The following is a 12,520-nucleotide window of genomic DNA, read 5'->3' as shown; positions in this document are numbered from 1 at the left end:
TGACCCGGGTGGCCCGGGAGGTGGGTACCGAGGGGAAGTTGGGTGGTCAGGCCCAGGTGAAGGGCGTCGCCGGGACCTGGCGGGACCTCACCGAGAACGTCAACCAGCTCGCCTCCACCCTGACCATTCAGCTGCGCGCCATCGCCGAGGTTTCCACCTCGGTGACCCGCGGCGACCTGACCCAGCAGATCGCGGTCGAGGCGCAGGGGGAGGTCGCCGAGCTTACCGACAGCATCAACCAGATGATCGGGACGCTCCGCGAGACGACCACGGTCAATGCCGAGCAGGGTTGGCTGGACTCCAACCTGGCCCGGATCGGTGGATTGCTGCAGGGGCAGCGGGATCTCGGCGAGGTCTGCCGCATGATCATGATGGAGGTGACGCCGCTGGTGGACGCGCAGCTCGGCGCGTTCTTCCTGGTGGATGACGCCGAGGGGAGCTTCCGGCTGCGGCTTACCGCCTCGTACGGCTACGTCGCCCGTGGACAGGACGTGACGTTCGGCCCCGGCGAGGGCCTGGTCGGCCAGGTGGCGCTGTCTCGGCGCACGATCCGGGTCCGCGGGTCGGCGGAGAGCCGGCTCCGGCTCCGTTCCGGGCTCGCGGACAGCCCGCCGGCTGATCTGGTGGTGCTACCGGTCATCTTCGAGGGCGAGCTGCTCGGCGTGATCGAGTTCGCCAGCGTGACCGCCCTCTCCGACCTGCACCTCTCCTTCCTGGAACGGCTCGTCCTCACCATCGGCGTCGCCGTCAACACCATCCAGGCGAACCGGCGTACCGAGGAGCTGCTGGCCCAGTCGCAGCGGCTGGCCCACGAGTTGCAGGAGCAGTCGGCCGAACTGCAGCGGACGAATGCGGAGCTGGAGGAGAAGGCGAAGCTTCTCTCCGAGCAGAAGGGCAACATCGAGACCAAGAACCGGGAGGTCGAGCTGGCCCGGCTGGGCCTGGAGGAGACGGCACAGCAGCTCACCCGCGCCTCGGCGTACAAGTCGGAGTTCCTGGCCAACATGAGCCACGAGCTGCGTACGCCACTGAACTCGTTGCTGCTGCTGGCCCGGCTGTTGGTGCAGAACCCGGAGCAGAACCTCAGCCCGAAACAGATCGAGTTCGCCCGGACGATCCACAACGCCGGCACCGACCTGCTCACGCTGATCGACGACATCCTGGACCTGTCCAAGATCGAAGCCGGTCGGACGGACGTCGAGCCGACTGAGCTTCAGTTCAGCGAGGTCCGCGGCTATGTCGAGCAGGCGTTCGCCCCGCAGGCGGAGGAGAAGGGCCTCGACTTCGAGGTCCGGGTCAGCCCGGAACTGCCGAAGGAGATCGTCACCGACGTGCAGCTGCTGCAGCAGATTCTGCGGAACCTGCTCTCCAACGCGATGAAGTTCACCGACACCGGGGCGGTGCGGTTGGGTATCGCCCCCGCGCCGGAGTCGGCGGCCTTCGACGTGCCGGCGTTGACCAACGCGCGGCACGTGGTCGCCTTCGCCGTCATGGACACCGGGATCGGTATCTCCGACGACAAGCTGTCAATCATCTTTGAGGCGTTCCAGCAGGCCGACGGCACGACCAGCCGCCGGTACGGGGGAACCGGTCTGGGCCTGTCGATCAGTCGGGACCTGGCCCGGCTGCTGGGTGGCGCGATCGGCGTCTCGTCGGTGCCCGGGCAGGGTTCGACCTTCACCCTCTTCCTCCCCGACGTCCTGGCCCCGGATGCGGTCGTGGCGCCGGCACCGCCCTCACCCGGCCGGGCTGGTCTCCCGTCGTCGCTACTGATGCCCGCCGTGGAGTTGCTGCCCACCACCACCGCCGAGGCTACGGCGACCCGCCAGCTGGCCGGCGCCACCGTGCTGATCGTCGACGACGACGTGCGTACGGTGTTCGCCCTGACCAGTGCCCTGGAGTTGCACGGGATGACCGTGCTGTACGCGGACAACGGGGCCGACGGCGTACGCCTGCTGGCCGAGCATCCAGAGGCGGACATCGTACTGATGGATGCCATGATTCCCGATCAGGACGGATACGAGACGACGCGGCAGATCCGGCGTAACCATCGCTTCGCCGACCTCCCGATCGTCTTCCTGACCGCGAAGGCGATGCCCGGTGATCGGGAGTCGGCGCTCGCGGCCGGGGGCAGCGGATACATCACCAAGCCCGTTGACCTGGACGAGTTGATCGAGCTCATCTCATCCTGGATCGGCGGCGGCCGGAGCAAGGAGAGCCCATGACGCAGCTGGCGAAGGCGCTGCTGGTGGATGATCGGCGGGAGAACCTGACGGCCCTGGAGGCGATCCTGCAGGGGCTCCAGGTCCAGTCGGTGGCGGTGGAGAGCGGTGAGGCGGCGCTGAAGCGGCTGCTCGTTGACGACTTCGCGGTGATCCTCCTGGATGCCCAGATGCCGGAGATGGACGGCTTCGAGACGGCGAGTCACATCAAGCGGCGGGAACGAACCCGACACGTGCCGATCATCTTCCTCACCTCCGCGGACCAGGACGCCCAGCTGGCCATGCGCGGGTACGCCGCCGGCGCGGTGGACCACCTCACCAAGCCGTTCGACCCGTGGGTGCTGCGGGCCAAGGTGTCGGTCTTTGTCGACCTGTGGGTGAAGACCGGGCAGCTCACCGCGCAGTCGACCCTGCTCCAGGAGCGGGAGACCCAGCGGCGGCTGCTGACCGACGCCATCGACGAGGCCACCGCGCTGCTTCGCGCCGAGACCGATCCGGCGGCGGTGCAGCGTGCGATCGGCTTGCTGGAGCAGGCGCGCTGGGGCAACACCGGCTGAGAGTCAGTCGTCGCGAATCATCAGGGCGCTGCGCAGGCCGGTGATGTCGAGGACGCGGCGCAGGAATTCGGCGACGTTGGTGAGGACCAGCAGGCTCTGGGAGTGACTGGTCTTGCGGCTGAGCACGACCAGCGTGCCCAGGCCCTGCGAGTCGCAGAAGGTGACGGCCGCCAGGTCCAGCACAATCCGTGGGGGCGGTTCGGTCAACACCTCGTCGACGATGGTGGAGAGCTGGGCGGCCGTCATCATGTCGATCTCACCGGCGAGGCGAAGGACAACCTCGTCCCCCAACCGGTGTAGCGTGATGGACAGTTCGGCACGATCCACCCGGCCACCCTAACGCGGCCGGCCGACGCCGCCCATGACGGCGAGCTGCCGCGGCCCCGGTCGGGTGTGGTGGTAACCCATGGGTCCCCGGGGTGCCTGCCGGTCTGCCCGCCGACGCTGACACAATGGCGACATCGTGACCGACGTTTTCCCTGCCGGACCCGGCCGCTACCCGGCCGCCGCGCCGGCCTCCGAGGCCCTGTTCGACCGCGCCTGCGCTCTTGTGCCCGGCGGGGTGAACTCCCCTGTCCGCGCGTTCCGTGCCGTCGGCGGCACCCCGCGCTTCATCGTCCGGGGGGAGGGGCCGTGGCTCTACGACGCCGACGGGCGGCGCTACGTCGACCTGGTCTGCTCGTGGGGCCCCATGATCCTCGGGCACGCCCACCCCGCGGTGGTGGAGGCCCTTCGCTCCGCCGCCGCGCTCGGCACGAGCTTCGGCGCCCCCACCCCGGGTGAGGTGGAGCTGGCGGCGGAGATCGTTGACCGCGCGCCCGTCGAGCAGGTACGGCTGGTCAACTCGGGGACCGAGGCGACCATGTCGGCGATCCGGCTGGCCCGGGGCTACACCGGCCGTACCCGGATCATCAAGTTCGCGGGCTGCTACCACGGGCATTCGGATGCGTTGCTCGCCGCCGCCGGTTCCGGTGTGGCCACCCTCGGCCTGCCCGACTCACCGGGCGTGACCGGCGCGGCGGCCGGGGACACCATCGTGCTGCCGTACAACGACCTCGCCGCCGTCGAGGCGGTCTTCGCCGCCGAGGGCCCGCAGATCGCCGCGGTGATCACCGAGGCCGCCGCCGGCAACATGGGCGTGGTCGCGCCCCGCGACAACTTCAACCAGCGCCTCGCCGCCCTCGCCCACGCGAACGGTGCGCTGCTGATCGTGGACGAGGTCATGACCGGCTTCCGGGTCTCCCGCGCCGGGTGGCACGGCCTCGACCCCTGCGCCGCCGACCTCTGGACCTACGGCAAGGTGATGGGGGGCGGCCTGCCCGCGGCGGCCTTCGGCGGCCGAGCGGAGATCATGTCCCAGCTGGCTCCGGCCGGCCCGGTCTACCAGGCCGGCACCCTCTCCGGTAACCCGCTGGCCTGCGCGGCCGGGCTCGCCACGCTGCGGCTCGCCGACGACGCCCGCTACCGCCGGCTGGACGAGACGGCCGCCGTCGTGGGCCGGCTCGCCAGCGAGGCGCTCGCCGCCGCCGGAGTGCCGCACCGGCTGTCCTCCGCCGGCAACATGTTCTCCATCTTCTTCACCGACGCCGACGTCTTCGACTACGCCACCGCGAGCGCCCAGCAGGTGCCGGCGTTCAGGGCGTTCTTCCACGCGATGCTGGCGGCCGGCGTCTACCTGCCGCCGAGCGCCTTCGAGTCGTGGTTCGTCTCGACGGCGATTGACGATGCCGCCCTGGAGCAGATCGCCGCGGCGCTGCCAGCGGCGGCGGCAGCGGCAGCCGCGGCAGGTCACGGGGGGTAGTGACGGTGAGTAAGACTGTGGTCCACGTGCTGCGGCACGGTGAGGTGCACAACCCGGAGGGCATCCTGTACGGGCGGCTGCCGGGCTTCCGCCTGTCGGAGCTGGGCGTGCAGATGGCGAAGGCCGCCGCGCAGGGCCTCGCCGAGCGGGAGGTGGTGCACGTCGTCGCCAGTCCGCTGGAGCGTGCCCAGCAGACCGCCGAGCCGATCGCCGCGCAGTTCGGGCTCCCGATCGGGGTGGACGAGCGGTTGATCGAGAGCGCGAACTGGTTCGAGGGTAAGAAGGTCTCGCCGGGCGACGGTTCGTTCCGCGACCCGCGCAACTGGTGGGTGCTGCGGGACCCGGTCACCCCCTCCTGGGGCGAGGCGTACCGCGCCATCGCGGAGCGAATGCTCGCCGCCCTGCAGGCCGCTCGGGAGGCTGCGCAGGGGCGCGAGGCGGTGCTCGTCTCCCACCAGCTGCCGATCTGGACGCTGCGTCGGTTTGTCGAGCGTAAGCGCCTCTGGCACGACCCGCGCAAGCGGCAGTGCGGGCTGGCCAGCCTCACCTCCTTTCACTTCGAGGGGTCGAAGGTGGTCGGGATCGGCTACTCCGAGCCGGCCGCCCACCTGGTCGCGATGTCGTCGACGGCTCGGACCGCCAAGGGGGCCTGATGACTGTCCGGAGGTGGGCCGCCGGTCTGCTCGCCACCCTGGTCGCGGTGGCGCTCGCCGCCTGCGCCACCCCGGACTGGGGGCAGGCCTGCGCTACCAACTCCGACGGCGTGATCGAGTGCGCTCCGGATCAGCGTTCTGCCGCGCCCGAGCTCGCCGGTGAGCTGCTCGACGGGGGCAGCTACGACGTGGCGCAGGACCGCGGGCAGGTCGTGGTGGTCAACTTCTGGGGCTCGTGGTGCGCGCCCTGCCGGGCGGAGGCCGATGACCTGGAGGCCACCTACCAGGCCACCAAGGGCTCGGGGGTGACCTTCCTCGGCATCAACGTGCAGGACAGCCGGGACAAGGCGATCGCCTTCGAGGAGGGCCGGGTCACCTACCCGAGCATCTTCGATCCCGGCAGCCGACTGGCGTTGGAGCTGGACATCCCACCGAACACCATTCCGGCGACGGTCGTGCTGGACCGGGACGGGCGGATCGCGGCGGTGATCCGGGCCGCCGTCCGGCAGGAGGGGCTGCAACCGATCGTCGAGCGGGTCGCCGCGGAGTCGCCCGCCTCGACCGGCGGCCTCTGATGGGTGAGACGTTCCGGGAGATCGCGCAGTCCGGCCCGCTGCTGCTCGCCATCGGCACGGCGGCGCTGGCCGGGCTGGTCAGCTTTCTGTCCCCGTGCGTCCTGCCGCTGATGCCCGGCTACCTCTCCTACGTGACCGGCCTGGCCGGCGCCGACCTGGAAGGTCGGGGAGCGGGGGACGACTCCCGCCGCACACCGCCGGTGGCCGGGACAGACCCGGGTGCCGCCGCCGGGGCGGTCGCGGTGCGGGAGCGGACCGTCCGGTTGGGGACCGCGGCCGTCAAGGGCCGGGTGCTCGCCGGCACGCTGCTGTTCATCGCCGGCTTCACCGCCGTCTTCACCGTCACCGCGGTCCTGGTCACCACGGTCGGCCAGGTCCTCTTCGCCCACGAGCGGACGCTGGAGATCGTCATCGGCGGGGTGGTGGTGCTGCTCGGACTGGGCTACCTCGGCGTGGTCCCCGGGCTGCAGCGTGAGCTGCGTATCCAACGGCTGCCGGCCGCCGGGCTGCTCGGCGCGCCCGTGCTCGGCGCGGTCTTCGCGCTCAGCTGGCTGCCCTGCACCGGCCCGACCCTCGGCGCGGTGATGGGCATGGCCGTCGTCGAGGGGCAGACCAACCGGGCGGTGGTACTGGCCGTGGCGTACTGCCTTGGGCTGGGGGTGCCGTTTGTCCTCTTCGGGCTGGGGTTCCACCGCCTGCTCGGGGTCTTCCAGGCGGTACGTCGCAACAGCCGGTGGGTCACCCGGATCGGTGGCGGACTGCTGATCCTGATCGGCCTCGCACTCGTCACCGGTGGGTGGACCAGCTTCGTGACCCTGCTGCAGACCACCTTCGGGACGGGCCAGGTAGGCATCTGATGACGGTCACCGACGACCGGCCGGCACCGCCGGCCGAGACCCCCCGGCGCCGCCCCAACCCGGTACTGGCGCTGCTGCGCAACTCGTGGCGGCAGCTCACCAGCATGCGTACGGCGCTGGTGCTGCTCTTCCTGCTGGCGATCGCCGCGATTCCCGGGTCGGTGCTGCCGCAGCGCGGCGTAAACCCCGAGGACGTCCGGGACTACTTCGTCGCGTACCCCGATCTGGCGCCGGTGCTGGACCGGCTCGGCGCCTTCGACGCGTTCGGCTCGGTCTGGTTCTCCGCCATCTACCTGTTGCTCTTCACCTCGCTGGTCGGTTGCATCACGCCCCGGCTGCGGGACCACGTCCGCGCCCTGCGGTCCAGGCCCCCCGCGGCACCGAAGCGGCTGGACCGGTTGCCCCAGCACACCGTCTTCGCGGCCCCGGCCGGTGGCGCGCCGGCGATCGCCGCCGTGCTGCGCCGGCACCGCTGGCGGGTGGAGGTACGCGGCGACGAGGTGTCGGCCGAGAAGGGCTACCTGAAGGAAACCGGCAACCTGCTCTTCCACGCCTCGCTGGTGGTGGTGCTCGTCGGCGTCGCCCTCGGCTCCTGGTACGGCTGGAGTGGTAACCGCATCCTGGTCGCCGGCGCGGACAACGCCTTCTGCAACACCCAGCAGCAGTACGCCGAGACGTCGTTCGGCCCCCAGGTGGCCGGCGTCGATCTGCCCCGGTTCTGCCTGCAGCTGGACGACTTCGAGGCGAGGTTCCTGGAGTCCAACGGCCAGCCGGAGTTCTTCAACGCGAAGGTGACCGTGGACGAGGACGGCGGCACCCCCCGCCCGGCGGAGTTCTCGGTGAACTCGCCGCTGCGGCTGGACGGGGCGAACGTCTATCTGCTCGGCCACGGGTACGCCCCGGTGGTCCGCTACACCGACCGGTTCGGGCGGAGCCAGACCAGCCCGAACCCCTTCCTGGATGTCGGAGACGTCGGCTTGACCAGCGAGGGGCTGGCGGCCTTCCCGGACGCGAACGTGGACCCGGCCACCGGTGAGCGGGACCCGGACCTCCAGGTGGCCTTCAGCGGCCTGTACCTGCCGACCGCCCCGCAGCAGGCGCCGTTCGTCCGGTCGGAGTTCCCGACCGAGCGCAACCCACTGCTCAATCTCGTCGCGTACCGGGGCAACCTGGGGCTGGATGCCGGTATCCCCGGCTCGGTGTACGAGCTGGACCAGCGGCAGGTCGACGCCGGCCGGGTCAAGGAGGTCGGCACCAAGCTGCTTCAGGTCGGTGAGGTCTGGACCCTGGACGACGGCACCACGCTGGAGTTCCTGGGCACCGAGCCGTACATCGTCCTGTCCGTACGGCACGACCCGGGCTCGACGCTGCTGCTGGTCAGCTCCGGCACGCTGCTGCTGGGCCTGATGGGCTCGCTCTTCGGCCGCCGCCGGCGGGTCTTCTTCCGGGTGCGCCCGGCTGACCCCGCGGGTGAATCTTCGACGCCCGGTAGTAGTTTGGTCGATGCCGGTGGTCTGCCGCGCGTCGACCATCCCGGATTCGCCGACGAGTTCACCCGGCTCGTGGCGGCGGTCAGCGGAGCCGGGCGGCGGGCCGATCCTGACGGGCCGGCCGGAGCGCGAGTAGGAGCCGAGTGATGTCCGTACTCTCCGACCAGCTGGTGACCTTCTCGATCCTGGCCTACCTGGTCGCGATGGTCGTGCACGCCGTCGAGTACGCGCTGGGCAACGCCCGGGTTCGCGTCGGCCCGCCCGCCCGCGAGCTGGTTGGCGCCGGGGTAGGGGCGGTCGACGGTGCGGGTTCCGGGCCGGAGCCGATCGTCCGTGCTGCCACCGCCGCCCAGCGGACTGCCGCCCAGCGGACCGCCGCCCGCGCCCGCCTGGCTGGCCTGGGTGCGGTCGCGGTGACCGTGCTGGCCGCCCTGCTGCACCTCGGTGCGCTGATCGCCCGCGGGGTCGCGGCCGACCGGATGCCCTGGGGCAACATGTACGAGTTCGTCCTGACGGTCTCCTTCATCGGGGTCGCCAGCTGGTTCGTCGTGCTCTGGAAGCGCCCCACGCTGCGCCGGCTCGGGCTACTCCTGACGCTGGTGATGGTGCTGCTGGTGGCCACCGCCGAGCTGCTGCTCTACACCCCGATCGTGCCGCTGGTGCCGGCGCTCAACTCGTACTGGTTCATCATCCACGTCGCCACGATCGTCTTCAGCTCCGGCATCTTCCTGCTGGGCGTGGTGCCGGCGGGCGCCTACCTGATGCGGGCCGGCTACGAGCAGGGCCGGCGCAGCTTCCCCTACCTGTTGGCGAAGCGCATGCCGGCCGCGGCGGCCCTGGAGCGGTTGACCTTCGGGCTGCACGCCTTCTCGTTCCCGATCTTCACCTTCGCGGTGATCGCCGGCGCGATCTGGGCCGAGGCGGCGTGGGGTCGGGCGTGGGGCTGGGACCCGAAGGAGACCTGGGCGTTCATCTCCTGGGTGGTGTACGCCGGCTACCTACACGCCCGGGCCACCCCGAGCGTCAAACGGAACGTGGCCACCTGGCTCGCGATACTGGGTTTCCTCACCGTGATGATGAACCTCTTCGGCGTGAACATCTTCTTCGAGGGGCTGCACTCCTACGGCGGCCTCGACTGATCCCGCAGCACGACACCGTGCTCGGGGCCCCTTTCCCGCACCCCGGCTGGGGTGGCGGGCCGGGTGGTGGGGGAGACTTGCGGGTATGGCGGCTCGTGGCTTTCCGTACTCCGATCTGAAGGACTTCCTCGCGGCGCTGGAGCGCGCGGGCGAGCTACGGCGGGTGGAGGTTCCGGTCGATCCGACGCTGGAGCTGAGCGAGATCGTCAGCCGGACGGTTCGCGCCGGGGGGCCGGCGCTGGTGTTCGAGCAGCCGACCCGGGGCGAGATGCCCGTGGCGATCAACCTGTTCGGCACCGAGAAGCGGATGGCGATGGCGCTCGGCGTCGAGTCGCTGGACGAGATCGGGGCGCGGATCGGTGCGTTGGTGCGACCGGAGCTGCCGGTCGGCTGGAGCGGTATCCGGGAGGGCCTCGGCAAGGTCATGCAGCTCAAGTCGGTGCCGCCGCGCAAGGTGAAGACGGCCCCCTGCCAGCAGGTGGTGTACCGGGGCGACGACGTCGATCTGAACCGGCTGCCCGGCCTGCAGATGTGGCCCGGCGACGGTGGCGTCTTCCACAACTTCGGGTTGACCCACACCAAGCACCCCGAGACGGGCGCACGCAACCTCGGCCTCTACCGGCTGCAGCAGCACAGCAGGAACACGCTGGGCATGCACTGGCAGATCCACAAGGACTCCACCGCCCACCACGCGGTCGCCGAGCGGCTCGGCCAGCGGCTGCCGGTCGCCATCGCCATCGGCTGCGACCCGGTGATCTCGTACGCCGCCAGCGCCCCACTCCCCGGCGACATCGACGAGTACCTGTTCGCGGGCTTCCTGCGGGGGGAACGGGTCGAGATGGTCGACTGCCTGACCGTGCCCCTCCAGGTGCCGGCGCACGCCCAGGTGGTGCTCGAGGGCTACCTGGAGCCCGGCGAGCGGCTGCCCGAGGGGCCGTTCGGGGACCACACCGGCTACTACACGCCGGTCGAGCCGTTCCCGGTCCTGCACGTCGAGACGATGACCATGCAGCGCAACCCGGTCTACCACTCGATCGTCACCTCGAAGCCGCCGCAGGAGGACCACGGCCTGGGCAAGGCCACCGAGCGGATCTTCCAACCGCTGCTCAAGCTGCTCATCCCGGACATCGTCGACTACGACCTGCCGGCCGCCGGGGTCTTCCACAACTGCGCGATCGTGTCGATCCGGAAGCGCTACCCGAAGCACGCGCAGAAGGTGATGAACGCGATCTGGGGTGCGCACCTGATGTCGATGACCAAGCTGATCGTGGTCGTGGACGAGGACTGCGACGTTCACGACTACAACGAGGTCGCGTTCCGGGCCTTCGGCAACGTGGACTACGCCCGGGACCTGCTGCTCACCGAGGGGCCGGTGGACCACCTGGACCACGCCTCGTACCAGCAGTTCTGGGGCGGCAAGGCCGGCGTCGACGCCACCCGCAAGCTGCCCGGCGAGGGCTACACCCGGGGCTGGCCCGAGGAGATGACCATGTCCCCCGAGGTGGTGTCGCTGGTCGACAAGCGCTGGAAGGAGTACGGCATCTGATGTCCGGCTCCTTCGATCCGCGGGACCTCGCCGTCTCGGCCCGCGCCGCATCGGCCAGCGCGGACCCGCGCGGGCGGATCCGGGCGTTCCTCGACCTCGTGGCGATCGAGCACTCCGTCTTCGCGCTGCCCTTCGCCTACCTCTCCGCCTTGACCGCGATGCAGGTCAACGGCGGTCAGGTTCGCTGGCTCGACCTGTTACTGATCACCGTGGCGATGGTCGGGGCGCGGACGTTCGCGATGGCCGCAAACCGGATCCTGGACCGGCGGATCGACGCGCTGAACCCGCGCACCGCCAACCGGGAACTGGTGACCGGGGTGGTCAACCTGCGTACGGCCTGGGCCGGCGCGGGCATCGCCCTGGCCGTCTTCCTGGTCGCCGCCGCGCTGCTGAACCCCCTCTGTCTGGTGCTGGCGCCGCTCGCGGTCGTACCGCTGGTCGGCTACCCGTACGCGAAGCGGTTCACCAACTGGCCACACGCGGTCCTGGCGGTGGCGCAGGCAGTCGGCCCGGTCGGTGCGTGGCTCGCCGTGACCGGCACCTTCGCCGGCTCCGGGCCGGCCTGGCTGCTCGGGGTGGCGGTCGGGCTGTGGATCGGCGGGTTCGACCTGATCTACGCCTGTCAGGACGCCGAGGTGGACCGGGAGATCGGTGTGCACAGCGTTCCGGCCCGGTACGGGCTGCGGTTCGCGCTGCACGCCTCCACCGTCGCGCATGTGGTGACCTTCGTGCTCTTCGTCTGGTTCGGCGCCCTGGTCGGCTTCGGCTGGCTCTGGTGGATCGGGCTGGCGTTGACCGCGGTCGCCTTCGCCTACCAACACGTGGTGGTGAGCCCGACCGACCTGAGCCGGGTCAACCGGGCCTTCTTCACCGCGAACGGCTTCGTCGGGATCGCGCTCTTCGGCTTCGCCCTGCTTGACCTGGTGGTACGCCTCGGGCTGCGGCCCTGACCAGGGAACCGGGGGTGCCCGTCGGTGGTCGAGGGTGACCAGGCAGGCTGGGACCATGCGTGAACCATGGGTGGTCGGTGTCTCCGGAGCCTCCGGCACGCCGTACGCGGCTGCTGTCCTGCGGGCCCTACTGGACGCGGGCGAAGCCGTTGATCTGATCGTGTCCCGGGCGGCCCGGCTGACCATCCTGGACGAGACCGGGCGGTCGTTTCGGGACGGGCACTGGGCGGAGGACCTCGCCACCTGGCTGGGGCGCGACCTGAGCGGCGCCGATCTCCGGCACTGGCCGGCCGGCGATCTCGCCGCCGGGCCGAGCAGCGGCTCCTACCGGGCGCGCGGGATGGCGGTCGTCCCGGCGAGTACGGCAGCCTGTGCCGGGATCTCCATCGGGCTCTCCAAGGACCTGTTGCAACGCGCTGCCGAGGTCAACCTCAAGGAGCGCCGCCCGGTGGTCGTCGTGCCCCGGGAGACACCGGTGACCCGCAGCCACCTGGAGCACCTGATCGCGTTGCACGACGCCGGTGCGGTGGTGTTGCCCGCCAGCCCCGGTTTCTACGGTGCGGGAGCGGAGGCTTCCGCCGCCCAACTGGTCGATTTCGTCGCCGGGAAGGTGCTGGACGCCCTGGGTGTGCCGCACACGCTCTTCCGTCGCTGGGCGGGTGAGTTGGGAGCGGCGCGCTCCTGAGCTGGCGGTGGCGGCGCGGAATGGGCGGCGATCAGCCGCCGGCCA

The 12,520-nt window shown here is 70.8% G+C and carries 12 protein-coding genes; 11 read left to right on the top strand and 1 reads right to left on the bottom strand.

Features of this window, described 5'->3' with window-relative positions:
* Positions 1–2,225 (top strand): response regulator (locus tag H0524_RS24070; protein ID WP_180200695.1); only part of this gene is annotated, 2,225 nt, incomplete at its 5' end.
* Complete coding sequence (locus tag H0524_RS24065) at positions 2,222–2,779, top strand: two-component system response regulator (RefSeq protein WP_180200694.1); 558 nt, start codon at positions 2,222–2,224, stop codon at positions 2,777–2,779. The genes H0524_RS24070 and H0524_RS24065, both read left to right, overlap by 4 nt.
* Positions 2,780–2,782: 3 nt before the next feature.
* On the opposite strand, the gene H0524_RS24060 is transcribed toward H0524_RS24065, so the two are convergent.
* Complete coding sequence (locus H0524_RS24060) at positions 2,783–3,106, bottom strand: STAS domain-containing protein (RefSeq protein WP_180200693.1); 324 nt, start codon at positions 3,104–3,106, stop codon at positions 2,783–2,785.
* A 136-nt stretch (positions 3,107–3,242) separates the two neighbouring features.
* Between H0524_RS24060 and hemL the strand changes: the two genes are divergently transcribed.
* The 9 genes from hemL to H0524_RS24015 all read left to right on the top strand — a co-directional run bounded on the left by hemL (position 3,243) and on the right by H0524_RS24015 (position 12,475).
* Positions 3,243–4,580, top strand: a complete 1,338-nt coding sequence (gene hemL, locus H0524_RS24055) for a glutamate-1-semialdehyde 2,1-aminomutase (RefSeq protein ID WP_180200692.1) — start codon at positions 3,243–3,245, stop codon at positions 4,578–4,580.
* Positions 4,580–5,233, top strand: a complete 654-nt coding sequence (locus tag H0524_RS24050; protein ID WP_026322840.1) for a histidine phosphatase family protein — start codon at positions 4,580–4,582, stop codon at positions 5,231–5,233. Before hemL ends, H0524_RS24050 begins: the two co-directional genes overlap by 1 nt.
* Positions 5,233–5,808 (top strand): TlpA disulfide reductase family protein, encoded by a 576-nt coding sequence (locus tag H0524_RS24045; protein ID WP_180200691.1) that lies wholly within the window; start codon positions 5,233–5,235, stop codon positions 5,806–5,808. The genes H0524_RS24050 and H0524_RS24045 overlap by 1 nt, the downstream gene beginning before the upstream one ends.
* Positions 5,808–6,665, top strand: a complete 858-nt coding sequence (locus H0524_RS24040) for a cytochrome c biogenesis CcdA family protein (RefSeq protein ID WP_180200690.1) — start codon at positions 5,808–5,810, stop codon at positions 6,663–6,665. The genes H0524_RS24045 and H0524_RS24040 overlap by 1 nt, the downstream gene beginning before the upstream one ends.
* A complete protein-coding gene (locus H0524_RS24035) occupies positions 6,665–8,302 on the top strand; it encodes a cytochrome c biogenesis protein ResB (protein ID WP_180200689.1) in 1,638 nt (545 codons plus the stop codon). The genes H0524_RS24040 and H0524_RS24035 overlap by 1 nt, the downstream gene beginning before the upstream one ends.
* Entirely contained in the window at positions 8,302–9,294 is a 993-nt protein-coding gene (gene ccsB, locus H0524_RS24030) for a c-type cytochrome biogenesis protein CcsB (RefSeq protein ID WP_180200688.1), read from the top strand. Before H0524_RS24035 ends, ccsB begins: the two co-directional genes overlap by 1 nt.
* An 85-nt stretch (positions 9,295–9,379) precedes the next feature.
* Entirely contained in the window at positions 9,380–10,840 is a 1,461-nt protein-coding gene (locus H0524_RS24025; RefSeq protein ID WP_180200687.1) for a menaquinone biosynthesis decarboxylase, read from the top strand.
* Positions 10,840–11,790 carry a menaquinone biosynthesis prenyltransferase MqnP gene (gene mqnP, locus H0524_RS24020; RefSeq protein WP_180200686.1) on the top strand — a complete coding sequence of 317 codons (951 nt, stop codon included), beginning with the start codon at positions 10,840–10,842 and terminating at the stop codon, positions 11,788–11,790. Before H0524_RS24025 ends, mqnP begins: the two co-directional genes overlap by 1 nt.
* 55 nt (positions 11,791–11,845) lie before the next feature.
* Complete coding sequence (locus H0524_RS24015; protein WP_180200685.1) at positions 11,846–12,475, top strand: UbiX family flavin prenyltransferase; 630 nt, start codon at positions 11,846–11,848, stop codon at positions 12,473–12,475.
* The last annotated feature ends 45 nt before the right edge of the window (positions 12,476–12,520 follow it).

This window comes from Salinispora sp. H7-4 (assembly GCF_013416675.1).
GTDB classification, from domain to species: domain Bacteria; phylum Actinomycetota; class Actinomycetes; order Mycobacteriales; family Micromonosporaceae; genus Micromonospora; species Micromonospora vitiensis.
The sequence above is the reverse complement of the archived record's forward strand: the minus strand, read 5'-3'. Positions and strand labels throughout refer to the sequence as shown.